The organism is Novosphingobium sp. PY1 (assembly GCF_017312445.1).
Lineage (GTDB): Bacteria > Pseudomonadota > Alphaproteobacteria > Sphingomonadales > Sphingomonadaceae > Novosphingobium.
On sequence record NZ_BLTI01000016.1, the window covers coordinates 1 to 24,900 of the forward strand.

The 24,900-nt window shown below is 65.5% G+C and carries 28 protein-coding genes; 22 read left to right on the forward strand and 6 right to left on the reverse strand.

The window, feature by feature from the left end; genetic code table 11:
- From J3474_RS19650 to J3474_RS19670, 5 genes are all read left to right on the forward strand, one after another.
- A partial coding sequence (locus J3474_RS19650; RefSeq protein WP_242528504.1) for a zincin-like metallopeptidase domain-containing protein occupies positions 1-226 on the forward strand: 226 nt, incomplete at its 5' end.
- Positions 223-657: a DUF2958 domain-containing protein gene (locus tag J3474_RS19655; RefSeq protein WP_017499954.1), complete on the forward strand. Its 435-nt coding sequence runs from the start codon at positions 223-225 to the stop codon at positions 655-657. The genes J3474_RS19650 and J3474_RS19655, both read left to right, overlap by 4 nt.
- Positions 658-742: 85 nt before the next feature.
- Complete coding sequence (locus J3474_RS19660; RefSeq protein ID WP_017499953.1) at positions 743-2,554, forward strand: ParB N-terminal domain-containing protein; 1,812 nt, start codon at positions 743-745, stop codon at positions 2,552-2,554.
- Positions 2,555-2,664: 110 nt separating this feature from the next.
- On the forward strand, positions 2,665-3,132 hold the full coding sequence (locus J3474_RS19665; protein ID WP_017499952.1) for a hypothetical protein: 468 nt from the start codon (positions 2,665-2,667) through the stop codon (positions 3,130-3,132).
- Positions 3,125-3,628, forward strand: a complete 504-nt coding sequence (locus J3474_RS19670; RefSeq protein ID WP_017499951.1) for a hypothetical protein — start codon at positions 3,125-3,127, stop codon at positions 3,626-3,628. The genes J3474_RS19665 and J3474_RS19670 overlap by 8 nt, the downstream gene beginning before the upstream one ends.
- A 53-nt stretch (positions 3,629-3,681) precedes the next feature.
- Here J3474_RS19670 and J3474_RS19675 read toward each other — a convergent pair whose 3' ends face one another.
- Positions 3,682-3,909: a hypothetical protein gene (locus tag J3474_RS19675; protein ID WP_017499950.1), complete on the reverse strand. Its 228-nt coding sequence runs from the start codon at positions 3,907-3,909 to the stop codon at positions 3,682-3,684.
- A gap of 360 nt (positions 3,910-4,269) precedes the next feature.
- Between J3474_RS19675 and J3474_RS19680 the strand changes: the two genes are divergently transcribed.
- The 5 genes from J3474_RS19680 to J3474_RS19700 all read left to right on the forward strand — a co-directional run bounded on the left by J3474_RS19680 (position 4,270) and on the right by J3474_RS19700 (position 9,523).
- A complete protein-coding gene (locus J3474_RS19680) occupies positions 4,270-4,590 on the forward strand; it encodes a DUF736 family protein (protein WP_017499949.1) in 321 nt (106 codons plus the stop codon).
- Between the two features lie 840 nt (positions 4,591-5,430).
- Complete coding sequence (rlxS, locus tag J3474_RS19685) at positions 5,431-7,395, forward strand: relaxase/mobilization nuclease RlxS (protein WP_017499947.1); 1,965 nt, start codon at positions 5,431-5,433, stop codon at positions 7,393-7,395.
- A gap of 27 nt (positions 7,396-7,422) precedes the next feature.
- Complete coding sequence (locus J3474_RS19690) at positions 7,423-7,647, forward strand: hypothetical protein (protein ID WP_231726911.1); 225 nt, start codon at positions 7,423-7,425, stop codon at positions 7,645-7,647.
- Positions 7,644-8,822, forward strand: a complete 1,179-nt coding sequence (locus tag J3474_RS19695) for a nucleoside triphosphate pyrophosphohydrolase family protein (RefSeq protein WP_017499945.1) — start codon at positions 7,644-7,646, stop codon at positions 8,820-8,822. Before J3474_RS19690 ends, J3474_RS19695 begins: the two co-directional genes overlap by 4 nt.
- Positions 8,819-9,523 carry a uracil-DNA glycosylase gene (locus J3474_RS19700; protein WP_017499944.1) on the forward strand — a complete coding sequence of 235 codons (705 nt, stop codon included), beginning with the start codon at positions 8,819-8,821 and terminating at the stop codon, positions 9,521-9,523. The genes J3474_RS19695 and J3474_RS19700 overlap by 4 nt, the downstream gene beginning before the upstream one ends.
- Here the strand turns inward: J3474_RS19700 and J3474_RS19705 are convergent.
- The 5 genes from J3474_RS19705 to J3474_RS19725 are packed head-to-tail and all read right to left on the reverse strand — an operon-like array spanning position 9,490 to position 12,651.
- Positions 9,490-10,269: a hypothetical protein gene (locus J3474_RS19705; RefSeq protein WP_017499943.1), complete on the reverse strand. Its 780-nt coding sequence runs from the start codon at positions 10,267-10,269 to the stop codon at positions 9,490-9,492. The genes J3474_RS19700 and J3474_RS19705 overlap by 34 nt on opposite strands.
- Positions 10,241-10,921, reverse strand: a complete 681-nt coding sequence (locus tag J3474_RS19710) for a C1 family peptidase (protein ID WP_017499942.1) — start codon at positions 10,919-10,921, stop codon at positions 10,241-10,243. Before J3474_RS19710 ends, J3474_RS19705 begins: the two co-directional genes overlap by 29 nt.
- Positions 10,922-10,927: 6 nt before the next feature.
- Positions 10,928-11,938: an ImmA/IrrE family metallo-endopeptidase gene (locus tag J3474_RS19715; protein WP_017499941.1), complete on the reverse strand. Its 1,011-nt coding sequence runs from the start codon at positions 11,936-11,938 to the stop codon at positions 10,928-10,930.
- A gap of 3 nt (positions 11,939-11,941) precedes the next feature.
- Positions 11,942-12,316 carry a helix-turn-helix domain-containing protein gene (locus J3474_RS19720; protein WP_017499940.1) on the reverse strand — a complete coding sequence of 125 codons (375 nt, stop codon included), beginning with the start codon at positions 12,314-12,316 and terminating at the stop codon, positions 11,942-11,944.
- On the reverse strand, positions 12,313-12,651 hold the full coding sequence (locus tag J3474_RS19725; RefSeq protein ID WP_017499939.1) for a hypothetical protein: 339 nt from the start codon (positions 12,649-12,651) through the stop codon (positions 12,313-12,315). The genes J3474_RS19720 and J3474_RS19725 overlap by 4 nt, the downstream gene beginning before the upstream one ends.
- Positions 12,652-12,993: 342 nt before the next feature.
- Here J3474_RS19725 and J3474_RS19730 point away from each other — a divergent pair, with 342 nt between their 5' ends.
- From J3474_RS19730 to J3474_RS19785, 12 genes are all read left to right on the forward strand, one after another.
- Positions 12,994-15,021, forward strand: coding sequence for a conjugal transfer protein TraG (locus J3474_RS19730; protein ID WP_038292469.1), 2,028 nt, complete (start codon positions 12,994-12,996; stop codon positions 15,019-15,021).
- A gap of 2 nt (positions 15,022-15,023) precedes the next feature.
- Positions 15,024-15,449: a hypothetical protein gene (locus J3474_RS19735; RefSeq protein WP_017499937.1), complete on the forward strand. Its 426-nt coding sequence runs from the start codon at positions 15,024-15,026 to the stop codon at positions 15,447-15,449.
- A complete protein-coding gene (gene trbB / locus J3474_RS19740) occupies positions 15,446-16,468 on the forward strand; it encodes a P-type conjugative transfer ATPase TrbB (protein ID WP_017499936.1) in 1,023 nt (340 codons plus the stop codon). The genes J3474_RS19735 and trbB overlap by 4 nt, the downstream gene beginning before the upstream one ends.
- On the forward strand, positions 16,465-16,818 hold the full coding sequence (locus tag J3474_RS19745) for a TrbC/VirB2 family protein (RefSeq protein ID WP_017499935.1): 354 nt from the start codon (positions 16,465-16,467) through the stop codon (positions 16,816-16,818). Before trbB ends, J3474_RS19745 begins: the two co-directional genes overlap by 4 nt.
- Before the next feature lie 50 nt (positions 16,819-16,868).
- A complete protein-coding gene (locus tag J3474_RS19750; RefSeq protein ID WP_051035683.1) occupies positions 16,869-17,099 on the forward strand; it encodes a VirB3 family type IV secretion system protein in 231 nt (76 codons plus the stop codon).
- Positions 17,093-19,561: a conjugal transfer protein TrbE gene (gene trbE, locus J3474_RS19755; RefSeq protein ID WP_017499933.1), complete on the forward strand. Its 2,469-nt coding sequence runs from the start codon at positions 17,093-17,095 to the stop codon at positions 19,559-19,561. The genes J3474_RS19750 and trbE overlap by 7 nt, the downstream gene beginning before the upstream one ends.
- A 6-nt stretch (positions 19,562-19,567) precedes the next feature.
- Positions 19,568-20,320: a P-type conjugative transfer protein TrbJ gene (trbJ, locus tag J3474_RS19760; protein ID WP_017499932.1), complete on the forward strand. Its 753-nt coding sequence runs from the start codon at positions 19,568-19,570 to the stop codon at positions 20,318-20,320.
- Between the two features lie 136 nt (positions 20,321-20,456).
- Positions 20,457-21,764, forward strand: coding sequence for a P-type conjugative transfer protein TrbL (gene trbL, locus J3474_RS19765; protein ID WP_017499931.1), 1,308 nt, complete (start codon positions 20,457-20,459; stop codon positions 21,762-21,764).
- Positions 21,765-21,767: 3 nt separating this feature from the next.
- On the forward strand, positions 21,768-22,610 hold the full coding sequence (gene trbF / locus J3474_RS19770) for a conjugal transfer protein TrbF (RefSeq protein WP_026108910.1): 843 nt from the start codon (positions 21,768-21,770) through the stop codon (positions 22,608-22,610).
- Positions 22,607-23,458 carry a P-type conjugative transfer protein TrbG gene (gene trbG, locus J3474_RS19775; protein WP_006635655.1) on the forward strand — a complete coding sequence of 284 codons (852 nt, stop codon included), beginning with the start codon at positions 22,607-22,609 and terminating at the stop codon, positions 23,456-23,458. Before trbF ends, trbG begins: the two co-directional genes overlap by 4 nt.
- A complete protein-coding gene (locus tag J3474_RS19780) occupies positions 23,455-24,693 on the forward strand; it encodes a TrbI/VirB10 family protein (protein WP_017499929.1) in 1,239 nt (412 codons plus the stop codon). Before trbG ends, J3474_RS19780 begins: the two co-directional genes overlap by 4 nt.
- The gene (locus tag J3474_RS19785; protein ID WP_017499928.1) at positions 24,686-24,898 is read left to right on the forward strand and encodes a DUF2274 domain-containing protein; all 213 of its coding nucleotides are present in this window, start codon (positions 24,686-24,688) and stop codon (positions 24,896-24,898) included. Before J3474_RS19780 ends, J3474_RS19785 begins: the two co-directional genes overlap by 8 nt.
- Positions 24,899-24,900 lie beyond the last annotated feature (2 nt).

Consider the following 24,900-nt stretch of genomic DNA (forward strand, 5'->3'; position numbering starts at 1 on the left):
CGCTGGACTGTCAGGATATGTCGCAGAGATGGGATCGGCCTTCCTTTGCGCCGCGCTCGGCATCGTGCCGACCGTTCGTCACGCCGATTATCTGGCATCATGGCTCGACGTGCTGCGCGAGGACAATCGCGCGATCTTTCGCGCGGCCAGTCAGGCGAGCAAGGCCGCCGATTGGCTGCTTGCCCGCTACGCCGAGACGCAGGACGAAGGGAGGGAAGCGGCATGATTACGCTCCCCCATGCGATCCTTTCGGCGCTGCGCGCGAATGCGCGCGCCAGCCGCCTCCACGAGCAGCGCGACGAACGGTTCGACCCGTTCCCGGTGGTCAAATTCTTCAATCCGGTCGGCGCGGCGACGTGGATCGCCACCGAGCTTTACGACGATGGAGACACGCTGTTCGGCCTCGCCGACTTGGGGTTCGGATGCCCGGAAATGGGCGTGTTCTCGCTTACCGAGATTGCGGGCGTCCGCTTGCCCTTCGGCCTGTTCATCGAGCGCGACGAGCATTTCGAGCCGCTGGCCCCGCTTTCGCTATGGTCCGATACCGCGCGGCGCATGGGTGCAATCGTTCTGGCCGAAGCCGAACTTCGCCGCATCACCGATAGCCGGAACGGCAACGAGCTTCCGCCGCCTCTTGATGATCGAGGGGCCGGATGACGCGCGGCGCGTTTCGCCGCATTGAGTGCCGGTCCCGCCCATCCAGCAAGACAAACGGGACCGGCGCTCCAGAAGGAGCAGACCAATGAAACTCGACTTTATCGACCATAGCAAGCTGGTTCCGTCCAAGGTGAACATGCGGCACGGACCCAAGCCCCCGGACGTGGGCGACATTCTGCCCTCGATCCGCAAGCGCGGTGTCATCGTGCCGCTGATCGTGCGCCCGCAGGCGGGCAACGATAATGGCGTCCACGAAATCGTCGCCGGGCGGCGGCGCTGGACGGCGAACGCCATCGCGCTTGTCGAGGGCATCGACCACGGCCCGCTTCCCGTCGCCATCCTCGACGCCGGGGACGACGCCGACGCCATCGAGGCATCGCTTCTCGAGAACACCCGGCTCGATCCCGACGAGGTGACGCGATGGGAAACCTTCGCACGGCTGGTCAAGGAGGGCCGCGACATTGCGGATATCTCCGCGACGTTCGGCATTCCCGAGCTTGGCGTGAAGCGTATCCTAGCGCTCGGCAACCTGCTTCCGCGCATCCGCGATCTTTACCGCAAGGAGAAGATCAACGCGGCGACCGTCCGGCATCTGACGCTGGCGAGCAAGCAGCAGCAGAAGGCATGGCTGGCGCTCTACGACGATGACGACGCCTATTGCCCGACCGGCCAGCAATTGAAGGCATGGCTGTTCGGCGGGCAGTCGATCAAGGTCGAACATGCCCTGTTCGACGTCGATGCGAGCGGCCTTGCGATCGTCGCCGATCTGTTCGGCGAAGACCGCTATTTTGCAGATGCCGACGCGTTCTGGACCGCGCAGAACGCCGTAATCGACGCGCGCAAGGAGGACTATCTGGATGCCGGATGGTTCGACGTGGTGATCGTCCCGCCCGGCGAATATTTCTACCGCTATGAGTTCGCCAAGGCACCCAAGCGCAAGGGCGGGCGCGTGTATATAGATGTGCGCGAAAGCGGCGAGGTCGAGGTCCACGAAGGCTATGTGACGAGCAAGGAGGCCAAGCGGCTCGAACGCGGCGAGGCAATCGAAACCGGCCCCAAAGTGCCGCGCCCCGAAGTGACGAGCACGATGCAGACCTATATCAACCTGCACCGTCATGCCGCTGTCCGCGCCTCGCTGACCCGTCATCCCAAGGTCGCGCTGCGCTTGATGGTCGCCCATGTCATCGTCGGGTCGCCACTGTGGACGGTCAAGCCCGAGCCGCAGACCGCGCGCAACGACGATGTGCGCGAAAGCGTCGAAACTTGCCGCGCGGAAACCGACTTCGACGCGAAGCGCCGCGCCGTATTGGACCTTCTCGGCTTCTCGCCCGAGGAACCGACCGTCACAGGCGGCAACGGCGACGACTTCGGACTGGTCGGCGTGTTCCTGCGCTTGCTCGACGTGCCCGACCGCGCCGTAATGGACGTGATCGTCATCGTCATGGGCGAAACACTCGCCAGCGGCAGCGCCGCCATCGAGGCGGTCGGCGGCGAGATCGGCGTCGATATGGCCCGCTACTGGCAGGCCGACGACGCCTTTTTCGAGTGTGTCCGCGACAAGGAGGTGCTGACCCGCATCGTCGCCGAGGTGGCGGGCGAACCTGTCGCCGCCGCCAATGCGAAGGAACCGGGCAAGGTCTTGAAGCGCATCGTCCGCGACCATCTGGAGGGTGCGAACGGGCGGCCCAAGGTCGAGGGTTGGGTGCCGAAATGGATGGCGTTCCCGCCCGCTACCTATACGGCGCGCGGCGGCGTCGGCACCGTCGCGGCTCATGCCAAGGTGCTCGCGGCGCGCCCCGACCGCGAGCCGGAACCGACCGGCCCCGGCGCGGTGATTGCGCTTCCGGCCCCTGCCAAGGCCGAGCCGCAGGAACAGCCCGAGCGCGAAGCCGCATGAAACTGGACGGGCGGCGGCGCACCCGCCGCCCGTTCCGTCCCCCATAAAATCGCCGCGCCGCTCGGCCGCAAGCGGCCCTCGCGGCGCGGATTTCAGACAGGAGACTTGTCATGGCCGACCGTGTTTCGGCATCCATCACCATCGGCGGGACGCTCCCCGCCAGCCAGCTTCCCGCCTTCGCCGAGGCCATCGCGAACGAAGGGCTGTCCACCGAATGGGACGGCGAACCCTTCGCGCTCGGCGATCTGCCCGAGGGCGAGCCCTTGGCGCTCATGGCGCACGAGGTCGCCTGGGGGCGGTTCGAGGGACTCGAAGCCTTCTGCATCGCGCATGGGCTTTTCTTCGCGCGCTGGTCGGGCGCCTATGCCTGCCAGTGGGGTGCGGAACGCACCGTGTTCACCGGCAGCGGCGAACCGCAAAGCTACGCTGCCGACGAGGACGACTATATCCTCATGGGGCGCTGCACCGCCGAGCGATTGGGCAGCTATGCGGCGATCATCGCGCATTTCGATGCGGCCGACTTCGCGGTGCCCCCGCTTGTCATCACGCCCGAACGGGAGGAGGCGAGCAATGGCTGACATCTGGATTCAGGGCAGCTTCGCCTTTCGCTGCACCGCCGCCGAGTGCGCGCTGATCGAGGAAGTCGCAAACGCTGGCTACGCGCTAGCGAATGACGACGCGCCCGATCCGCCGAGCGCGGCGCTGCTCGCAGCCTTTCCGCCGGACGATGCGAACGCGCGGTGGAGCGGGTTTCGCGAGGCGTTCAACGATCCCGAATTTCCCACCATCGGAGCCGATTTCATCGCTGAAACCTGCCCCGACGATCCATCCGCGCGGATCGTGTGTTTCGCCAGCATGGACGATTTCGATGCCGCTGCCATCGCGGTGGTGATCCAGCGATGTTGCCCCGAAACGCTCGCCAAGGGGCCGATCGGCTTTGAATGGGCCATGACCTGTTCCAAGCCCCGCATCGGGGAGTTCGGTGGCGGCTGGTGCGCGATTTTCGCAGACCGCATCGAGATCGACGCGACCAACGAGGCGCTGTCGCGCGCGCTCGCGGGCGACGGCAACTAGCCCAAATCGCGCCGCACTGCGCGCTCGCGTGCCGAAAACCCCTGCCGCCTGACCTACCGGGCGGTGCGGCGGATCACCGTCCGGGCGCTTCCGCATAACGTGCATTCGTCCTTCTGCCGCTCGAATCCGCGCGTGCCGCCGAGCGCGCAGGTGACGACATTGGCCTGTGCGGTAACCGACAGGTTGAGCCGGTCAGTCACGCAGGCATCGCACACCGCCGCGCCGTCCAGCCGCACGATCAGCCGTTCGATCTGCCCCGCAATCGTCGTTCCTTCGTTCATCGCCGTGAGGCTATAGCCGCGGCCTCGTGGCCGCGAAAGCAATCATGGCTTCCCGGAAAGACGCCGGACTGGGCTTCCTGTCCGCGCGCGCATCTCGTCCTTTCGTGTCTCACCAACCCGTCGCCGGCTCCTTGGGCGCATGACCTGGGACGGCCGCGCGCCTCGCGAAACCATCGCGCGGAACTGATTTCCCCGCGCCGCTTTGGCGGCGCTCCTCGCGGCCGCTTCGCTCCAAATCAGCCCCGCGCTTCCGGTCCTCCGCTTCGCTTCGGCCTGCGGTTCGCAGCGCGCTCAAGGGCCGTCCCTTCGGTCCGCCCATCGCCCGGCATCGGGTCGGGCGAATGTGCAAGGAGACGAGAAATGCCCTCAATCGGTCATGTCCAGCGCCAGAACGACGGTTCGTTCCGGGGCGCCTTGAAGACGCTTTCGGTCAATGCCGAGATCGCCATCATCCCCAACCGCAGTAAGACCGGGGACCAGCCCGACTACCGCGTGCTGTCGAACGGCGTCGAACTGGGCGGCGGCTGGATCCGCACCGGCGAGGTGAGCCAGCGCGAATATGTCCGCCTCGCCATGTCGGCCCCCGAACTTGGCGGCCGCACCCTCTACGCCAATCTCGGCCGCGCCGCCGGGCAGGACGACGACGACGCGTTCGCCGTTATCTGGAACCCCGGCGACTGAGCCGGATCGGCCCCGCGCCGGTCACCCGGCGCGGGGCTTTCCTCATGCCTTGAGGGCTTGGCGTGGGCCTTTTCCTGCACCGGAACGCGCTTGCGGGCCTGCAGAGAGGAAGAAATCCGCTCAGCAAGCACCGAGTATCCGGCGGCGAACGGACCGCCTCAACCATCGACGGTTCCCCCAATTTTCACGCCACCTGCGTTCCGCTTCGCTCCACTCCGGCGACGAGAAAATCGGCTCCCCCGTCGCCCGCTTCGCGGCCGCTGCGCGGTGGTTGACCCCGCCCGCTCCCCGCCGGGCGATGGCTCATCTTTCGCTTGTATCAGGAGGATGAGATGTCGGTTGAACAACAGATCGAGGAGCTTCGCGCGGAGCTTTCATGGTGCGATGACGCGGGAGAACGGCGGCAGATCGAAGCCGAATTAAGGGCCGCTGAGAAGAGGCTGAAGCGGTGCAATCGGGCGCTGCGTCAGGCCGAACAGGCAGGCTGGCAATAAGGCGATGCGCTGTTGAAGGGGCAGGTTCGCGGGAGTGGTGCCGCATGGCGCCGCTCCCCTTTTTTGATCGGGAAGGCGGGAAGGCAAAGCGGGCGTCTGGGGCGGCAGGTGGCAGTCGGGCTCGATGGCAAGATAGAGGCAAAATCTCGCGATTTTGTAAGTGTTTGTCTGCACATCGTTTTTTGAAGGCTTTTGCGAGACTCGCCCTTTGAGTGCGAGACAGGGTTACCAGGAGTGGCGGTTTTCTGGGCTTTTCCGATCCCAATCGCGAGACTCCTTGCGCTCTGGCGAGGACGCGCCATTCTTATCGGCGGGGAGCGTCATTCCGGCATGGAAGGACGCCGCTATGCGCGATGATGAGTTCGAACCGCAGCTGGGCCGGATGCGCGGCCGGGGCAAGGAGCAGCGCTACCTGAGCCGCGTCGTGAAAGCGGCAAAGCGGGCCGGCATGAAAACGGGCAGGCGCGGCCGTTTCGACGGCAGCCGGATCGGGCGCGGCGCGAGTGTTGCGCGGGTGCTCAGATCGCGCGACCGATTGGGCGCGTTCCGGTCGCGCCGCGTGATCGTCAAGATACGGCCTGTCGGCCTTGGCGGGAAAGGCATGGGCGGTGCGAAGGCGCACCTTCGCTATATTCAGCGCGACGGCGTGACCCGTGAGGGCGAGGCTGGTGCGCTCTACTCGCCCGACAGCGACGTCGCCGATGGCAAGGCGTTCCTCGAACGGTGTGACGGCGACCGCCGCCAGTTCCGGTTCATCGTGTCGGCCGAGGACGCCGACCAGTATCCCGACTTGAAGCCGTTCGTGCGCCGGCTGATGACGCAGATGGAGCAGGATCTTGGGACAAAGCTCGATTGGGTGGCGGTCGACCATTTCAATACCGGCCATCCGCACACGCATATCGTGGTGCGCGGCGTAAACGATCGGGGTGAGAATCTGCTGATCGCGCGCGAGTATATCTCGCACGGGAGCCGGCAGCGGGCGATCGAGATCGTCAACCTCGACCTGGGGCCGCGCACCGACCTTGAAATCGAAGAGCGGCTTCGCAGCGATACGGGTGCCGAGCGGCTGACCGCGATCGACAGACGGCTGATCCGCGACATGGATACCGCGCGGCTGGTCAGCGCGAGCGATGGCGATCCCTTCCAGCAATCGCTTCGCGTCGGTCGCCTGCAGAAACTCGGGCGCATGGGACTCGCCTCGCATGTCGGCAACGGCACCTGGCGGCTTGAGCCCGACCTTGCGAACACACTGCGCCAGATCGGCGAGCGCGGCGACATCATCCGCACCATGCAGCGCGAGCTGACCGCGCGGAAGCTCGATCGTGCTGCGGTCGATCGCGTCATCTACGACCCGGTCGCGAAGGAGGCGACGCCGATCATCGGCCGCGTCGTGATGCGCGGGCTCGCCGACGAACATGAAGACCGTCATTATCTGCTGGTCGACGGCATCGACGGGCGCACCCATTATGCCGAGATCGGCAAGGGCGAGCTGGTCGACACGATCCCCGAAAATGCCATCGTCCGGATCGCGCCACGCGAGGGCGGCATTCGCGCCGTCGATCGGACGATCGACGAGATCGCGGCGGCGAACGGCGGGCGCTATTCGATCGACGCCCATCTGAAGCACGATCCGACCGCCAGCGAACGCTTCGCCGAAACGCATGTCCGGCGGCTTGAAGCGATGCGAAAAATCTCGGGCGTCGTCGAGCGCGAGCCCGACGGAAGCTGGATCATCGCGCCGGACCATCTCGCCAGGGTCGAGAGGTTCGAAGCCATGCAGTTCCGCGACCACCCCGTTGCCATTGAAACCCTGTCGGCGATCCCGCTCGACAAATTACCGGGAACCGATGCCGCGACCTGGCTCGATCGCGAGCTGGTCGCCGAAGCGCCGGTGCCAGTGCGCGATGCTGGGTTCGGGCACGAGGTTCGTTCAGCGCAGGCGATGCGACGGCAATGGCTGATCACCGAACAGCTTGCAGACGAACAGGATGGGCAGACGGTCTATCGGCGAGGGATGCTCGCCGCGCTCCAGCGGCGAGAATTGCTGCGTGTCGCCCGCCAGCTCTCCGACAAGTTAGGCGTTCCGTTCGCCGAGGCCAGAGAGGGGGAGGCTGTTCAAGGCAGGCTCGTGCGCGCAGTCGAGATGACGAGTGGTCGCCATGCGCTCATCGAACGGTCGCGCGATTTCACGCTGGTGCCGTGGCGCTCTGTTCTCGATCGCCATGTCGGTAAATCGGTCTCGGGCATCATGCGCGACGGCGGGATCAACTGGACACTCGGGCGGCAGCGCAGCGGGCCGAGCGTCTCCTGATCCGGAGGATTCGGGCTTTCTATTTTCATGAAATTATGTTTTCATGGATTCATGAAAAATATCGCAGCGCAAACCGATGTCGGCGACGAGCATCTTCAGGTGCAGATTCCTGCCGTTACGAAACGCGATCTCGGTCAACGGTCGCTCGATTCCCGCGAGCCGATCCGGATGATCGTACTGCGGGCACTTGAAGCCTATGGCGTGAGCGTCCCCGCAGACGCGATATCGGATCGCCGGAAGGGCAGGCGATGAGCGAGGATTTCGAAGCTCTCACTGTTGCGGATTATGCGAAGCAGGCCGCGCGGACTGATCAACGCAGCGGTGGCCGCGCACTGGGCTTCTCGATGCTTGGCCTTTTCGGCGAAGTCGGCAGCTTGCTCAGTGAGGCCAAGAAAAAGCAGCGCGACGATGCCTCCTACCTGGGTTACGCTCACGCCGTCGCGGAAGAGCTTGGTGACGTCCTTTGGTATCTGGCGGCGATCGCACGGCGCAGCCGCATGGCGCTCAGCGACATCGCTGCCGCCGCGGCGACAAACGGCGGACAATGGCAGACGGGCGGCAACGAAACGCTCAGTTTCCATGCGCTGCAGCCGCAGCACATTCCGCTTGCCAAGGCACCGATGCCGCAGTTCGAGCATAGCCTGCTCGCGCTGGCAGGCGACGTTGGGCTGCTCATCAACGATTTCCAGGCGGGCGGTCTTGCGAAGGACCGCGAAGCACTCGCGGGCCGGCTGGTCGCGGTCATGCGCCGGTTGATCCAGGCGGCAAACGAATCCGGTGTTACCATCGAGGCTGCCGCCGTGAAGAATCTTCACAAGATCTTCGATCGCTGGCCGCGCGAGCGCATCTATCCGGCGCCGACCGATGCGGCGCTCGACCCAGAAGAGCAATTGCCGCGGCGGATGGCGATCGACGTCTATGAACGCACCGTTCGCGGGCAGACATTCGTGTATCAACGCTCAAGCGGTGTGTATGTCGGCGACCGGCTCACCGACAACGCGCTCGAACCCGACGACTATCGTTTCCACGATGTCTTTCACTACGCTTATGTCGCGGTGCTTGGCTGGTCGCCAGTGCTGCGTGCGCTGCTCCGTCTCAAGCGCAAGAGCGATCCGAAACTCGACGACGCCGAAGACGGTGCTCGGGCGATTCTCATCGAAGAGGGCATAACTTCCTGGATTTTCGGACAAGCGCAGCAACTCCGGTACTTTGAAAACGTGAAGCGCGGTGGCCTTCCGCTGGACATGCTGAAGCATGTCCGCCAGTTCGTCGCCGGCTACGAATCAGAACGCTGTCCGCTGTGGCTTTGGGAGGAAGCGATCCTCCAGGGCTATACGGCTTTCCGCTTCCTTCAGGAGCATCGGCGCGGCCGCGTCCTGATCGACTTCGCCAATCGCCGCCTGCGTATCAAGGAATTGCCGTCATGACCCCGAAATCCTTTGTGTCCACCCTGGCGGCGACCGAACTTCCCTCAGTGTTCAATCCCTGGCGCGATCGCTGCACGGTCCATGACCGCAGCGACGCCGCCGCCCGGCGCCGCGACAATCTCGAAATGCTGCTCACCGCGGCGCTTGATCATCGCGTCGAAACGATCTGGATCGCGCGTGATCTCGGCTATCGCGGGGGGCGGCGTACGGGCGTACCGCTGACCGACGAAATTCACCTCGGACATGCCGGCACGCTGATGGGCGGCATCGCATTTGAACGTGCGACGCAGGGACCCGCCGTGGCGGAGCGCACCGCGGCGATCGTCTGGCGTGTGCTAGAGCGGATCGGTCAGCCTGTCATGCTCTGGAACGTTTTCCCGTTCCATCCCCATGAAGCGGATGATCCGATGTCGAACCGATGCCACACGCGAAGCGAGCGCGAGGCGACCTGGCCGATATTGCAAGCCCTCGTGTCAATGATCCGGCCCCGCCAGATCGTCGCGATCGGGCGCGACGCTCACCTGGCGCTGGACGGTCTCGACATTCCGACCACCGCGGTCCGCCATCCGAGCTACGGCGGGCAGCGCGAGTTCATCGAGGGCATGTTCAGCCTGTACGGTGTCGCGGATGACAACGATGAGCCGCTAGAACTGCCGTTGGGCGCGCCTCACGCCGCAGCACGGAGATGTGCGCTCGCCTGATCGCAGCGTTCAAAGAGTTGCTTAAGATCGCCGCGGTTCCAGTTGGCGGTGTCGACCGTGGCGTTGGTCGAGACGATCGTGAGCGGACCCAGCGCGACCCCGCCTTCCTTGGCGATGAATTCGAGCAGACGGCCGAGGCCGATCAGATTGCCGAGCAGTTTTTCGATATAGTAGTGATTGCGGTAGAGCGCGGTCATGCCGAGGCGACGATCGTCGCCCTTGCCGATCAGCTTGAGACTGGCAAAGCTCAGGCACTGACCGCCGTAGGGCGAGTCATTCACGTCGCGGGCGGGGTCGAAGATCAGCAGTTCGAATTTGTTGAGCGCTCGGACGTTCGGGTTGCGCAGGCGCTCGACGATGCCCCAGATTTGATTGATTGGCTGGCCGTCGGCGCGGGGCAATTCCATCATCCGTTCGAAATAATAGCCCGACCAAGCGCCCGACCTCCGGACCTTCGGCAGCACGTTGTCGCGAAACCGGTCGAAGAATTGCGGCGCGCCGTAGCGCCTGTACAGCGCTGCCGGAAAAATCGTGTTGGCGACCGTCTCGATGGGCTTCTTGCCATGGCCCGAAAGGAAGGCATCGACTTCCGCCACGACGGGATCGGCGAGTGTTGCGCGCGCAGTCGGCTCGGCCACGGAGATGACGACATTCTGCGCCTGGTGTCCGGTGGCGAGGTCGACGAGCCGGACCGCCTCGCGCCAGCCAGCAACGCAGTCAGGCTGCGGCGGTATGGGAAGATACATCGACTTCCTCCGTCAAATTTGCCGTGGCGAAAAGGCGCGGCGCTAGAAAGCGCTCAGTAAGCCAGGCGTGGCCTTCCAAGCCCCAACCTGGTCCCCAGCTGTTGCGGATGAGAATGGCCGGGGTGCCGTCCACGGTTCCATGCCCGACCGCGACGACCGCGTGCCGTTGCGCTGGCTCGGGGAGTTCGTCGTTCGCCGGATCGACGACGCCATCACCGCGCGGCTGGAAGAAAGACCGTGACAGCATCGTCAGCATGAGCACCGGCGTGTCACGATCCAGCGCGGCAAGGATGGATGACAGGTCGGTTCCATCCCTCTGTCCGTTGCGGCCATAGAGCGGGCCAACGGTCGCCGGCGGCGTCCACAGTCGATGATCGGCTGGAACCGCTGCCAGATACGGCCAGCCTTTCTCGTCGGGTTGGCCATCGAGCCGTAGCGCGTCCAGCATTGTGGATAGCAGTGCGCCGCTCGTCGGCGGTCTGCCCGCCCGTTTCTGCGCGGCATAAAAGGCGAATTCACACGACAGCGGTGCCCAGCCGTCGCGAAGCCCGGCGTGGGTGTCGCTCGCGGCGAATGCGAGGCATGTCGGCCGCGCGCCTTGATCGCGCGCAGGCCCGAACAGCGGCCGAAGGTCACGGACGATATCGATCATGGGGCGTCAGGCGGCCTCGAGCAGGTGCCGCCGTTCGGCGCGCGACAGGCCCGTCTGTTCCGGGCCGGTGAGGTCGAAATCGAGCGTCAGGCTGGTGAGGGCCGGCGCAGGCTGCCACGGCCGCCGCTCGTCGAGCGACATGCGGCCGCGCCGCGGCGCATCGGGCGCCGCGGTGACACGGCGGACAACGGGACCACCGATGCCATCGCCGTCGATTGCCTCACGCTCGTCTCGAACGACGGCGAAGCCGCTGGCGATCAGTTGGTCGAGATCCCAGAGATACCCACCGCCGCTATGTTCTTCGAGCTGCAGCACGAAAAGATCATTGCGACTGCCATCGATCCGCGAGCCGGCATCGCGCTCGGTCAGCAGCCAGACGTCGCCGCGATAGTTGTCGGGCCGATAGTCCTTGAGGAGATCGACCTTCAGGCTGCGCGGCTGCGTCCGGAGCAGGTCGGTCATCACCGATGGCGAAATCAGATTGTAGCGAACCAGGGTGCGGCACGTCGCCTCATAGCTGGCGCCGATCCGCAGCGAGAGCTGATAGACGACATTGGGGCGCCGGAAATGATCGATCTGCCATCCTTGTCGCGCGCTGTGCGCGAGCACCAGCCATTTCGGCATCATGAAGGCGATCGCAAAGGCGTCGGCTTCGGTTTCCTCGAAGTTGTTTCCCGGTTCGGGCGACATCGGCATCCGGCGCAGGATGCTCTCATCGTCGAGGCTCGGCTCGTGTCGCATCGAAAAATGCCCGAGTTCGTGCGCGGCCGTGAAGCGCTGGATGCTCATCGGTCGTTCCGTCGTGACGAGAACGCCAGGAGCAGGTGCGCTGAGATAGGCGCCGAGCAGGCCTTTCAGAGGACGAAGCAGCAAGGGTAGACCCACGGCATGGATCGCGCCGAAGACATCGACGCTGCCGCCTTGGGTCTCGATCAGTGCGCGCGTATCGAGTTCGCGATGCAGGCGGCCCGCTGCCATCGTACCAGCGCGAACCGCGCTCGCATAATCCGACGCCATCGATCAGCTCCGTTCGCCGCCAGACCGCGAGCGGAGATATTCGGCAAACCGGCTCAGCTCGGCCCGGTCCTCAGTCGACAAGGCCGCAACGCGTCGCGCCAGATGGGCGACATCGGCGGGAAGGCTCGCGGAGGCCTCGTCTTCGCCGGTAAAATAGGCCACCGACTGGCGGTAAAGACGGGCAAGCCGCGTCAGTTCGATCGCTTCAACGCGGCGCTGGCCATTCTCGATATCGGTAAGCGCGGTCCGGGGAATCTTGAGATAGGCAGCAACTTCTTCCTGCTTGAGGCCGAGATATTTCCGTGCTTCGCGCAGACGGTCGCCCAAGCGCCGCCGCTCCTGCTCGTCGCCTTCCTGGCGGAGTGCGAGATTGGTCATGGCTTCGACCCTTTCTTCTTAACCCAGACGCGTTCGATCTTAGGGAGGAGGTCGTCAATCGCCTTCTCGATCGAATTGTAGCCGCCGGTGCGGACGATGCTGTCGCGAAGCTCGATGTCGAGGACCTGCTCCACCGCGCAAAGCGTGTCGACCACGGACAAGGAGTCGAGTGGCACGGGCGCCTGGATGATCTTCGGGTTTTCCGGAGGCAGGGCAATTCCGCGCACCTGTGCCTCAGCCCTGGCCACTTGCAGCAGTTCGTCGACCAACGCCCTAATGGCGTCGGCTTTGGGAAACGCGGTTGCCGCGGGCTGCGGAGGAGCGATTGTCGCCATGCATGCCTCGCACGATTTCACTACATTAAATGCGATATAATGTCTGATAATCCGACACGCAAGCCCGAATTTGCAGCTCGGATTTTTGCAGGGTGTAGCGGGTCATCGGCGGTGCGGTGTGGTGGTCAGTGCCACCTCGAGGGACAACGACAGGGCAGAATCATCAACTCGGGTCATAGCTCGATCAAAAGAACAGAGCTGGAATATTGAGTCAGTCGCCGACGAGTGATCTCCTTCGGTCACCCACCAGCCCCCAGCGGCTCCGTTCATTTCGGGCGGCCCATAGCCGAGTCTTGAAGCCGCGCCCCGACCGCATCCGGCGGTATGGGCGGGAGCTTCAACGTGACCCCGACCAAATTGCTCATCGGCCAGATCCTTGTCGTGTTCGCAATCGTGATCGCGGGCCTCTGGGCGGCGACCCAATGGGCGGCGGCGATGCTCGCCTACCAGCCCGAACTTGGTCCGGCCTGGTTCATGGCTGGAAGCACGCCGGTCTATCGTCCCTGGGCGCTCTTCCCCTGGTGGTATCACTACGATGCCTATGCGCCGCATGTTTTCGACAAGGCCGGCGCGCTCGCCGGCGCGAGCGGTTTCATCGGCTGCGGCGCGGCGATCGCAGGCTCGCTCTGGCGCGCGCGGCAGTCGCGTCACGTCACCACCTATGGTTCGGCGCGCTGGGCCAGGCCGAACGAGATCGAGCGGGCCGGCCTTTACGGTGATGCCGGCGTATTCCTGGGCCGCTCGCGCGGCCGCTATCTCCGGCATGACGGCCCCGAACATATCATGGCGTTCGCGCCAACCCGTTCGGGCAAGGGCGTCGGGCTGGTCATACCGACACTGCTTGGCTGGACCGGCAGCGCCGTGGTTCACGACATCAAGGGCGAGAACTGGCAGCTCACCGCCGGCTGGCGCGCGCGCTTCTCCCACGTCCTGCTGTTCAATCCGACCGATCCCGCTTCCGCCAAATACAACCCGCTGCTGGAGGTCCGGCGCGGCGAGCATGAGGTCCGCGACGTCCAGAACATCGCCGACATCCTGGTCGATCCCGAAGGCGCGCTCGAACGGCGCAACCACTGGGAGAAAACCTCCCATTCGCTCCTGGTCGGCGCGATCCTCCACGTCCTTTATGCGGAGGAAGAAAAGACGCTCGCACGGGTAGCCACATTCCTGTCGGACCCGCAGCGGCCGTTCACCGCCACGCTCCGGCGGATGATGACCACCAATCACCTCGGCACGAAGGATGCGCCGCAGATCCATCCCGTCGTCGCCTCGGCGGCGCGCGAGGTGCTCAACAAGAGCGAGAACGAGCGCAGCGGCGTCCTCTCCACCGCAATGTCGTTTCTCGGGCTCTATCGCGACCCGACCGTCGCCGCGGTGACATCGCGCTGCGACTGGCGGATCGCCGATCTCGTCGAGGCCGGCCATCCGGTCTCGCTCTACCTTGTCATCCCGCCATCGGACATCAGCCGCACCAAGCCGCTGGTGCGGTTGGTGCTCAACCAGATCGGCCGCCGCCTCACCGAAAAGCTCGATGCCGATCCCGCCAGGGCGGGCAAGCACAAGCTCCTGATGATGCTCGACGAGTTCCCGGCATTGGGGCGGCTCGACTTCTTCGAGACCAGTCTTGCCTTTCTCGCGGGCTATGGAGTGCGCGCCTTCCTGATCGCGCAGTCCTTGAACCAGATCGAGAAGGCTTATGGCGAGCACAACTCGATCCTCGACAACTGCCATGTCCGCGTCGCGTTTGCGACCAACGACGAGCGCACGGCGCGGCGGATTTCGGACGCGCTCGGCATCGCCACCGAACAGCGCGCGATGCGCAACTATGCCGGCCACCGGCTCGCGCCCTGGCTGGCGCACGTCATGGTCAGCCGGCAGGAGACCGCCCGGCCACTCCTGACCACCGGCGAGGTGATGCAGCTCCCGCCCAAGGATGAGCTTGTCCTTGTCTCCGGCATGGCCCCGATCCGCGCGAGGAAGCTGCGCTATTACGAGGACCGCAATTTCCGCGAGCGGATCGCACCGCCGCCGCAGCCCGCGCCCGGAGACTATCCCGACCGGCCGCAGGCACGCCCCAACGACTGGAGCGGACTGGTCCGCGCGCCCGATACCCGGCTCGGCAAGCCCGATGACGATGCGAAGGCGGATGAGGACGGCGGCTTGCAACAGCAGCGCCACCCCGGCCTCGGCGAAGAACCCGCCAAAAAACCCGAGCCGCCAAAGCAGCTCGACCTGCTCGGCCTGGACAGCGACGACACCGACACGATCGCCGACAAGCACGCGATGGACCGCGCCGGCGCCACCGGCACGCTGATCCGCGCTCACGCGATCAATCAGGGTCGCAGCGCCGACATGCTGCCGGACTTCTGACAATGGCCGCGATCAAACCCAACCGCGTCCGCTACCAGCTCTTCCTGCCCGAAGATCTGAGCCACCGCTTCGAGGCGCTGGCGAGCCAGCCCGGCGCGTCCAAATCGGCGATCCTCACCGACGCGCTCACCGCCTGGCTCAACCGGCAGGCGGCGAGCGAGCTGGAGAACAAGTTCAGCCAGCGGCTCGATCGCATGTCGCTCGCGCTGGGGCGTGTCGAGCGTGACGGGCATGTGCTGCTCGAGAGCCTGGCGCTGTTCATCCGCTATGAACTGATGGTGCAGGCCCCTTTGGCCGAAGCCGACGAAGCGGCGCGTGCGATCGGCCGAGACCGCTTCGAGGCGTTCATTGCCCGCGTCGGCGAAGCGCTCGCCAGCGGCCAGCGCACGCTTGCTGCCTCCGCGAAAGACAATGGAGGTGGGCGATGAGCGACACGCTTTTCGGCTCCGATAATTCCGCAGGGCGTCGGCGCGCGATGCTGCGCACCGCGATGGGGCCGACCATCGCCGCAGCGCTGGCCGATCCGGTGGTCATCGAGATCATGGTGAACCCGGACGGCGTGTTGCGCCTTGATCGACTCGGCGAAGGCCGGATCGATACCGGCACCAAATATGAGCCCGCGCAGGTCGAGCGGATCATCCGCCTGGTTGCCAGCCACGCACGGACAGAGGTTCATGGCAATGCGCCGATCGTGTCAGCCGAGCTGCCACCGCACGGCGAAGGCGCGGGCGAGCGGTTCGAGGGTATCCTGCCGCCGGTCAGCCTCGCGCCGTGCTTCTCGATCCGCAAGCCCGCGGCGCGCATCTACACTTTGCTCGACTATGTGCGGGACGGCATCATGCCCGCCGACACGGCGCGACTGCTGTCGATGGCCGTGGTCGAGCGCAAGAACATCCTGGTCGCGGGTGGCACCAGTTCGGGCAAGACGACGCTTGCCAACGCGCTGCTCGCCGAGATGGCGCACCTCGACGAACGCGTCATCATCATTGAAGACACGCGTGAGTTGCAATGCGCCGCGCCCGACGTGGTGGGGCTGCGCACGCGTACGATTGGCACTGCCGGAGCCGGCGGCGTCACGATGGCTGATCTTGTCCGCTCGACATTGCGGCTCCGCCCCGATCGCATCGTCGTTGGCGAGGTGCGCGGGCGCGAAGCGCTCGACATGCTCAAAGCCTGGAACACCGGGCATCCGGGCGGCATCGCAACCGTCCACGCCAATTCGGCAGTGTCGGCGCTCTACCGGCTCGAGCAGCTCGTGCAGGAAAGCGTCGTCACCGTTCCGCGCCGGCTGATCGCCGACGCCATCGACATGATCGTGTTCATCGCCGGGCGCGGCCTCGCGCGCCGCGTCGACACGATCGCGCGCGTCGCCGGCCTCGATCCCGACGGCGGCTACGCCGTCCTCGACCTTACTCCCGACCACGCCCTCGAACCCCAAGGAGAATGACCATGCGCTTGTCCCGTATTCCTGCCCGTATTCCCGATCGTCGGAGCATCTTCCTCACCGGCGCCGCCATCGGCCTCGGGCTTGCGCTCGCCGCCACCGCGCAGGCCGCCGGCTCGGGCATGCCGTGGGAGGAACCGCTTCAGCAGGTCCTCGAATCGGTCCAGGGTCCTGTCGCCAAGATCGTCGCGGTGATCATCATCATCGTCACCGGTTTGACGCTCGCGTTCGGCGAGACGGCAGGCGGGTTCCGGCGCCTCATCCAGATCATCTTCGGCCTGTCGATCGCGTTTGCGGCGTCGAGCTTCTTCCTCAGCTTCTTCAGCTTCGGCGGCGGGGCGCTCATCTCGTGAACGCGCCAAATTCCTATGGCGCCAGCCATATCGAGGGGTTCGAGGCGCCGATGCACCGCGCGCTTGCCGAGCCGATCCTGCTTGGCGGGGCGCCGCGAGCGATCGCGATCGTCAATGGTACGATCGCGGCCGCGCTCGGACTCGGTCTCCAGCAGTGGATCGCCGGGCTGGCCATGTGGGCGTTCGGGCACACTCTCGCGGTGTTCGCCGCCAAGCGCGATCCCGACTTCGCCCCGGTCCTTGTCCGCCACCTTCGCCAGAAGGGGCATCTGTCATGCTGAATCTGCGCGAATACCGTCAGAAGGCCGACCGGCTCGCCGATCATCTTCCATGGGCGGCGCTTGTCGCGCCCGGCGTGGTGCTCAACAAGGACGGCAGCTTTTTGCGCGTCCTCAGGTTCCGCGGCCCCGATCTAGAATCCGCCACCGAAGCCGAGCTTGTCGCCGCCTGCGCGCGGGCGAACAATGTCCTGAAGCGCTTCGGCTCGGGCTGGGCACTCCATTTCGAGGCCGAGCGGCGCGAAGCGCTGGGTTATCCCGACAGCAGCTTTCCCGATGCGGCGTCGTGGCTGGTCGATGAGGAACGGCGCGCGGCGTTCGAAAGCGCGGGCGCGCATTTCGAGAGCCGCTATTATCTGACGCTCACCCTCCTGCCTCCGCCCGATCAGGCGGACACGGCGGGCCGAGCGCTGATCGAGCGCAGCGACGACGCGAAGGGCCGCGACTGGCGACAAGCGCTTGCCGGCTTCATCGCCGAGACGGATCGTGCGCTTGACCTGTTCAGAGGCTTCATGCCCGAGGTGCGCGCGCTCGGCGACAGCGAAATGCTGACCTTTCTCCACGGTGCGATCTCCGCGCGCCGCCATGTCGTCGCCGTGCCCGAAACGCCCATCTATCTGGACGGGCTGCTCGCCGACACGCCGCTGACCGGCGGGCTCGAACCGATGCTCGGCGACGAGCATCTGCGGACGCTCACCATCCTCGGATTTCCGAACGCGAGCCGTCCCGGCATCCTCGACGGACTCAACCATGAGGATTTTGGCTATCGCTGGGTGACGCGCTTCATTGCGCTCGACAAGACCGACGCAACCAAAGCGCTCACTCGCCTGCGGCGGCAGTGGTTCAACAAGCGCAAGTCGATCACCGCGCTGCTGCGCGAAGTCATCTACAACCAGCCGGTCCAGCTTCTCGACAGCGATGCCGACAACAAGGTGGTCGATGCCGACCTCGCCTTGCAGGCGCTCGGCGGCGATCATGTCGCGTTCGGCTATCTGACGACGACGATCACCGTTGCCGATATCGACCGCGCCCGCGTCGAGGAAAAGGTCCGCGCGGTCGAGCGCATCGTCAACGGGCTCGGCTTCACCTGCATCCGCGAGGGCATGAATGTGGTCGAGGCGTGGCTGTCGAGCCTGCCGGGCCATGTCTATGCGAACGTCCGGCAACCGATCGTCCACACCCTGAATCTCGCGCATCTCATGCCGCTGTCCTCGGTATGGGCAGGACCGGCGCGTAATCCGCACCTCGACGGTCCGCCGCTGCTTTATGCGGAAACCAGCGGCTCGACGCCGTTCCGTCTCAGCACGCATGTCGGCGACGTCGGTCATATGCTGATCGTCGGACCCACCGGGGCCGGAAAGTCGGTGCTGCTCGCAATGCTCGCGCTTCAGTTCCGGCGATATCCAGACTCCCAGGTCTATGTCTTCGACAAGGGATTTTCGGCGCGCGCGGCCGTGCTGGCGATGGGCGGCGCGCATCACGCGCTCGGGCTTGGCGGTGAGAGCGGTCATGCCGATGACGTGGGCGGGCGAACGATCGCCTTCCAGCCGCTGCGCCACATCGATCGCTCCAACGCACGCGCCTGGGCGACCGAATGGATCGGCGCGCTGCTCGCCCATGAGAAAGTACTGGTCACACCCGAGATCAAGGAGGCCGTCTGGTCGGCGCTCACCAATCTCGCGACCGCCCCGATCGAGGAACGCACGCTCACCGGCCTGTCGCTGCTGCTGCAATCGGCACCGCTGCGATCGGCGCTCGCGCCCTATACGCTCGAAGGATCGTTCGGCCGCCTGCTCGACGCCGCCGAAGACGATCTAGCGATCGCCGACGTGCAGTGCTTCGAGACTGAAGCGCTGATGGGGCAGGCGGGCGTCGTTGCGCCCGTGCTGACCTACCTGTTCCATCGTCTCGAGGAGCGCTTCACCGGGCGGCCGACGCTTCTCGTACTGGATGAAGCCTGGGTGTTCCTCGACCACCCGCTGTTCGCCGCGCGCATCCGTGAGTGGCTGAAGGTGCTGCGCAAGAAGAACGTCAGCGTCGTGTTCGCGACACAGAGCCTAGCCGATATCGCCGACAGCACGATCGCGCCGGCCATCATCGAAAGCTGTCCGCAGCGCATCTTGCTGCCCAATGATCGGGCGATCGAGCCGCAGGGCCAGACGGTCTACGTCCGCTTCGGTCTCAACGCGCGCCAGATCGAACTGGTCAGCCGCGCGACGCCCAAGCGGCAATATTATCTGCAATCAGCGCGCGGCAACCGGCTGTTCGAGCTTGGGCTAGGCCCGATCGCGCTGGCGTTGTGCGGCGCGTCCGATCCCGACAGCCAGAAGCGCATAGACGCGGTGCTGGCCGAAAAGGGCCAGGCCGACTTCGCCGCGACCTTTCTCTCCCAAGCCGGCCTCGATTGGGCGGCCGACCTGCTTGGGCGTCACCCTGCCGCCCGCCCCCCAGAAGACAAGGAGTAATTTCCCGTGCCCCGTATCCCTATCCGCAAATATGCGTGCCTCTCCGCTCTCGCGCTCGGCGCCGTCGGCTCGCTCGGTATCGGCATCGCGTTGACCTCGACGCCCGTCGCGGCCCAGCTCAGTGTGTTCGATCCATCGAACTATTCGCAAAACCTGCTCACCGCCGCGCGCACGCTTGCCCAGATCAACAACCAGATCCAGAGTCTCCAGAACGAAGCGCAGATGCTGATCAACCAGGGCAAGAACCTGTCCCGGATCGATTTCCCGCAACTTCAGGAGCTTCGCCAGCGCCTCCAGCAGATCGACCAGCTCATGGGCCAGGCGCAGGGCGTCGACTTCCGCATCGATCAGCTCGACGAGCGCTTCCGCCAGCTCTACCCGCAGGAGTTCGATCAGGTGTTCCGCCGCGATCAGCGTGTGGCTCGCGCACGCGATCAACTCGATACCGCGATGTCCGCGTTTCGCCAGACGATGGGGGTCCAGAACCGCATCGTCGACAACGTACGGAGCGACACGCAGGCGCTCGCCGACATCGTCGCGCGCAGCCAGGGCGCGGAAGGCTCGCTTCAGGCGCAGCAGGCCACGAACCAGCTTCTCGCGCTCACCGCCAAGCAGCAGCTCCAGCTTCAGCAAATGATGGCGGCGCAGTTCCGGGCGGAATCGGTCGAGCAGGCGCAGCGGGGCCAGATCGCGCGCGAGGCACGCGAGTCGACGCGCCGCTTCCTCGGCGACGGCAAGGCTTACACGCCACGCCAATGAGCTGAGGCAGGCGAGGACCGCGCCCCCAGCTCCCCCCGGGTCCGAACCTGTCTCGTCGCGGGGGCCGTAGGGCTTGCCCCTCTCATGGCCGCCGGTCCCCGCGACACCTTTCAACTTCAAGCAGGAACCCGCCCATATGGATGACCTGAATGTCATCGATCAGTTCATGGAGGCCTTCGCCTCCTACATCGACAGCGGGTTCGGCCTGTTGGGCGGTGACGTCGGTTTCCTGACCACGATCCTGATCGGCATCGACATCACGCTCGCCGGGCTGTTCTGGGCGCTCGGCGGCGAAGACGACGTCATCGCCAAGTTCCTCAAAAAGATCCTCTATGTCGGCGTCTTCGCCCTGATCCTCAACAGCTTCTCGACACTGTCCGATATCATCTTTCGCAGCTTCGCCGGCCTCGGCCTCACCGCAGGGGGCAGCGCGATTACGGCTGACGATTTATTGCGACCCGGCAAGCTGGCCGGGACCGGCTTCGAGGCAGCATGGCCGCTCCTCGAGCAGGCGAAGGAGTTGGTTGGCCCGATCGCCTTCTTCGACAATTTCATCGAGATCGCCGTGCTGGTGATCGCCTGGGTCGTCGTCATCGCCGCCTTTTTCATCCTCGCGATCCAGCTTTTCATCACAATCCTCGAATTCAAGCTTACTTCGCTCGCCGGCTTCGTGCTCGTGCCCTTTGCGCTGTGGAACCGCACGTCGTTCCTCGCCGAACGGGTGCTCGGGAACGTCGTCAGTTCGGGCATCAAGGTCATGGTGCTCGCGGTCATCGTCGGCATCGGCTCTAACTATTTCGCCGACTTCACCAGTGCGATCACCGGCGACGAGGTGTCGATCGAACAGGCCGTGTCGCTGATGCTCGCGAGCCTCGCGATCTTTGGCCTCTCCATCTTCGGCCCGGGAATCGCATCCGGCCTCGTCGCCGGCGCGCCGCAGCTCGGCGCCGGATCGGTGATCGCCACTACCGTGCTTGCCGGCGGAGGTCTTGCGATGGCAGGCGCTGGCGCCGTCGGCGCGGCACGCGGTCTCGCGGGGGCCGGTCTCGGCGCGATCCGCGCCGGTACATCGATGGGGTCTGCCGCATCCACTGCCTACAAGCTCGGGCAGGAAACCTCGGGCTCGACCAGCGTCGGCGCGGGCCTCGGCGGCGTTGCGACCGCCATGCGCGGCGCGGCTGCCAACCGGATGAGCGGCGGTCTCGGCGTTAGCGCTGCCGCCGATCGTGGGCAGCGCGCCGCATGGGAAGCAGGAAGCACCCGTGCCGGCGGCGCCGCCCCCGCAGCCGCGCCGATAGGCGCAGCTGAAGGAACACCCGCCTGGGCGCAGAAGCTTCATGCCAGCCAGAATGCTCGCCACCGCCGCCAGATGGCGATCCACGCAATCCAGGGCGGCGACCGCGGCGGCGCTGGCGCCACTCCAGACATCAAGGAAAGGGACTGAGCGATGAAATTTCGACGCGCATTGCAGCGCTATGGGCGAACGCCCGAACCCGAGACACCCTACCAACGAGCGGGCCAGCTTTGGGATGAGCGTATCGGCTCGGCTCGCGCACAGGCGAAGAACTGGCGGCTGATGGCCTTCGGCGGCCTGTTCCTGACCACTGGTCTGTCGGGCGCGCTGGTCTGGCAATCGATGCAAAGCCGCGTCGTGCCCTATGTGGTCGAGGTCGATGCACTCGGGCAAGCACAGGCCGTCGCGCCTGCCGCCAAGGACTATCGGCCGACCGATCCGCAGATCGCATGGTTCCTCGGCCGGTTCATCACCGGCGTTCGAGCGCGCTCGCTCGATCCGGTATTGATGCGTGAAAACTGGCTATCAGCCTATGATTTCGCGACCGAACGTGCGTCACTGTTCCTCGGCGAATATGCCCGCACCTCCAATCCGTTCGCCGATGTCGGGCGCAAGACGGTTTCGGTGCAGGTGACGAGCGTCGTCCGCGCGTCGGATACGAGCTTCCAGGTCAAATGGACCGAGCAGCAATATGAGCGGGGAAGCCTCGCCAGCACGTCACGCTGGACGGCGATGCTCACGGTGAAGATCAAGCCGCCGCGCTTGGCCGATGTGCTCCGAAAAAACCCGCTCGGTCTCTATGTTGACGCGATCGACTGGAGCCGCGAACTGGAAACGCCTCAGGACCGGCCGCCTTCGCCGCAACCATCGGCCGTGCCCGATCCCGCACAATCACTCCCGGTCGCGCCGCCCACCGACATTCCGCTGGGCTCGCCGCTCGATCCGACCCTTGCTCAACCCGCAGCCGCACCATCCCCCGAAAGGACCGACCAATGATCCGTGCCCTCATCCTGGCGGCGAGCGCGATGGCGCTTGCCATGGGCGTCGCTGCGCAGAGCCGCGAACCCGCGTCACCCACCGCGCGCGTCACTGCCGCCAACCGGGCGGCACTGCGCGAGCCGTCGAGCGCGGGATATATATATGCCGTCCAGGTCTATCCCTGGGCGGAAGGCGTGCTCTACCGGCTCTATGCCGCGCCCGAGCGCATCACCGACATTGCCTTGCAGCCGGGCGAAACGATTGTGTCCGTCGCCGCCGGCGACACCGTGCGCTGGACTGTCGGCGATACCACCAGCGGCATCGGCGAAAGCAAGCGCGTGCACATCCTCGTCAAGCCGTTTTCGGCGGGCCTACGCACAAACCTTGTCATTGCTACCGATCGCCGGACCTACCATCTCCAGCTCGAAAGCACGCCCGCGACCGCGATGGCGGCGATCTCCTGGACCTATCCACATGACGAGCTGATCGCGCTCCGGCGTCAGCGCGATGCAGCCGTGGCGGCGACGCCGATCGCGTCGGGCCTCTCGGTCGAAAGCCTCAACTTCAACTATGCGATCTCGGGCGACAAGCCGGCCTGGCGGCCGCTGCGCGCGTTCGACGATGGGCGGCAGACCTACATCGAGTTCTCGCCTGCGATCGCCGTGGGTGAGGCGCCCCCGCTGTTCGTGATTGGCGAGGATGGCGAGGCCCAGCTCGTCAACTATCGCGTCGCCGGCCGCTATTATGTGGTCGACCGCCTGTTCGGTGTCGCCGAGCTGCGCCTTGGCGGCAAGAAACAGCAGATTGTCCGTATCACCGCCGCCCAGCCGAAGAGCCGGCAGCGCAAGGCCGGGAGGGGCGCGTGACCGATCCAACCGCTTCTTCCGCGCCGATCGCGGCGCCCAAAGCCGACCCCGAAACGCTCGTTCTGCGCGCGGCGCCGGGCCGCGTCACCCGTTTTCGCCGCGGTGCGATCGTCGCCATCGCTGCCGCCGGCTCGACCGCGATCATCGGCGTCGCCTGGCTGGCGCTCAAGCCCGCGACCCTGAGCCTGATCGCACGAAGCGATGAAAAGCTGGTTGGCGCGAAGGCGCCGCCTGATGCGCTCGCGGGCGCGCCGACGAGCTATGGCGACGTGCCGAAGCTCGGGCTACCGCTTCCCGGTGATCTCGGGCGGCCGATCCTCGAGCGCCAGCGGCAGCTTGGCGGGATGGTTCCCCCTGACCCCGCTGCCGATGCGGTGAGCCGGGCCGCGCAGGAAGCCGAAGCCGAGCGCCAGCGCATCGCCGCTGAGCAGAAGGCCGCACGCGAGTCTGGCGTCATGCTGCAATTGGCGGGCGGCGGTCGCGCCGCCGCCCCTGCACCGGTGACTACCGATGCAAGTGTTCCGCCAGCATCGGCCGAGACTGCCAAGCCGCTCCTCGACCCTGACCGAGATCCTAACGCCCAGGGGCGCAAGAACGAATTGGTCGGCCACGCCAATCGCGACGACGACATCAATCCGCACGCGCTGGCGCAGTCCGTATCGCCTTGGACCTTGCAGGCCGGCAGCATCATTGCCGCGAGCCTCATAACCGGGCTCAACTCGGATCTTCCCGGGCTCGTCACCGCGCAGATCACGGAGAACGTCTATGACAGTGTGACCGGGCGCGGTCTGCTCATTCCGCAAGGATCGCGGCTGATCGGCAGCTACGACAGCGTTGTAGCGTTTGGGCAGAGCCGTGCGCTGGTCGTCTGGCAGCGGATTATCCTGCCCGACGGCTCGTCGATTCGTATCGACAATGTGCCGGCGACCGATACGCAGGGCTATGCGGGTCTGTCCGACCGGATCGACCGGCATACTTGGCAACTTCTGAAGGGCGTCGCCCTGTCGACACTGCTGGGCGTCGGCACTGAATTGAGCTTCGGCAGCACCGAAAGCGACCTTGTCCGGGCGATCCGCGAGTCAGCGCAGCAGAGCGGCGCGCGCGCCGGCGATCAGCTCGTCACGCGCAATCTCAATATCCAGCCGACCTTGCGCGTGCGTCCCGGCTGGCCGCTACGGGTGGTCGTGCACAAAGACATCATATTGCCCGGACCCTGGGGAGGCCGTCATGGCTGATTTGAAGCTGCCAAGGCTGCCCGATCGGACGCCGGCTAAGATCACGATCAACGTCATGCCGGATCTCATCGAAGCGCTGAACGACTACGCCGAGGCCTATGAGGCGGCCTACGGCCGACGCGAGTCCGTACCGGACCTCATTCCATTCATGCTTAGCGGCTTCCTGGCGAGCGACCGCTCGTTCAGCCGGGCACGTAAGAAATAGTC

What these genes read in the sequence shown, in the direction of transcription:
- J3474_RS19690 (WP_231726911.1), top strand. Translation starts at nt 7,423, where the DNA reads ATGAAATTATGTTTTCATGGATTCATGAAAAATATCGCAGCGCAAACC.
- J3474_RS19720 (WP_017499940.1), bottom strand. Translation starts at nt 12,316, where the DNA reads ATGACCAATCTCGCACTCCGCCAGGAAGGCGACGAGCAGGAGCGGCGG.
- trbG (WP_006635655.1), top strand. Translation starts at nt 22,607, where the DNA reads ATGATCCGTGCCCTCATCCTGGCGGCGAGCGCGATGGCGCTTGCCATG.
- J3474_RS19745 (WP_017499935.1), top strand. Translation starts at nt 16,465, where the DNA reads ATGACCATGCGCTTGTCCCGTATTCCTGCCCGTATTCCCGATCGTCGG.
- J3474_RS19715 (WP_017499941.1), bottom strand. Translation starts at nt 11,938, where the DNA reads ATGGCGTCGGATTATGCGAGCGCGGTTCGCGCTGGTACGATGGCAGCG.
- J3474_RS19655 (WP_017499954.1), top strand. Translation starts at nt 223, where the DNA reads ATGATTACGCTCCCCCATGCGATCCTTTCGGCGCTGCGCGCGAATGCG.
- J3474_RS19710 (WP_017499942.1), bottom strand. Translation starts at nt 10,921, where the DNA reads ATGATCGATATCGTCCGTGACCTTCGGCCGCTGTTCGGGCCTGCGCGC.
- J3474_RS19665 (WP_017499952.1), top strand. Translation starts at nt 2,665, where the DNA reads ATGGCCGACCGTGTTTCGGCATCCATCACCATCGGCGGGACGCTCCCC.
- rlxS (WP_017499947.1), top strand. Translation starts at nt 5,431, where the DNA reads ATGCGCGATGATGAGTTCGAACCGCAGCTGGGCCGGATGCGCGGCCGG.
- J3474_RS19705 (WP_017499943.1), bottom strand. Translation starts at nt 10,269, where the DNA reads ATGTATCTTCCCATACCGCCGCAGCCTGACTGCGTTGCTGGCTGGCGC.
- J3474_RS19695 (WP_017499945.1), top strand. Translation starts at nt 7,644, where the DNA reads ATGAGCGAGGATTTCGAAGCTCTCACTGTTGCGGATTATGCGAAGCAG.
- J3474_RS19750 (WP_051035683.1), top strand. Translation starts at nt 16,869, where the DNA reads ATGCACCGCGCGCTTGCCGAGCCGATCCTGCTTGGCGGGGCGCCGCGA.
- J3474_RS19785 (WP_017499928.1), top strand. Translation starts at nt 24,686, where the DNA reads ATGGCTGATTTGAAGCTGCCAAGGCTGCCCGATCGGACGCCGGCTAAG.
- trbE (WP_017499933.1), top strand. Translation starts at nt 17,093, where the DNA reads ATGCTGAATCTGCGCGAATACCGTCAGAAGGCCGACCGGCTCGCCGAT.
- J3474_RS19725 (WP_017499939.1), bottom strand. Translation starts at nt 12,651, where the DNA reads ATGGCGACAATCGCTCCTCCGCAGCCCGCGGCAACCGCGTTTCCCAAA.
- trbB (WP_017499936.1), top strand. Translation starts at nt 15,446, where the DNA reads ATGAGCGACACGCTTTTCGGCTCCGATAATTCCGCAGGGCGTCGGCGC.
- J3474_RS19700 (WP_017499944.1), top strand. Translation starts at nt 8,819, where the DNA reads ATGACCCCGAAATCCTTTGTGTCCACCCTGGCGGCGACCGAACTTCCC.
- J3474_RS19735 (WP_017499937.1), top strand. Translation starts at nt 15,024, where the DNA reads ATGGCCGCGATCAAACCCAACCGCGTCCGCTACCAGCTCTTCCTGCCC.
- J3474_RS19675 (WP_017499950.1), bottom strand. Translation starts at nt 3,909, where the DNA reads ATGAACGAAGGAACGACGATTGCGGGGCAGATCGAACGGCTGATCGTG.
- J3474_RS19680 (WP_017499949.1), top strand. Translation starts at nt 4,270, where the DNA reads ATGCCCTCAATCGGTCATGTCCAGCGCCAGAACGACGGTTCGTTCCGG.
- trbL (WP_017499931.1), top strand. Translation starts at nt 20,457, where the DNA reads ATGGATGACCTGAATGTCATCGATCAGTTCATGGAGGCCTTCGCCTCC.
- J3474_RS19670 (WP_017499951.1), top strand. Translation starts at nt 3,125, where the DNA reads ATGGCTGACATCTGGATTCAGGGCAGCTTCGCCTTTCGCTGCACCGCC.
- J3474_RS19660 (WP_017499953.1), top strand. Translation starts at nt 743, where the DNA reads ATGAAACTCGACTTTATCGACCATAGCAAGCTGGTTCCGTCCAAGGTG.
- trbF (WP_026108910.1), top strand. Translation starts at nt 21,768, where the DNA reads ATGAAATTTCGACGCGCATTGCAGCGCTATGGGCGAACGCCCGAACCC.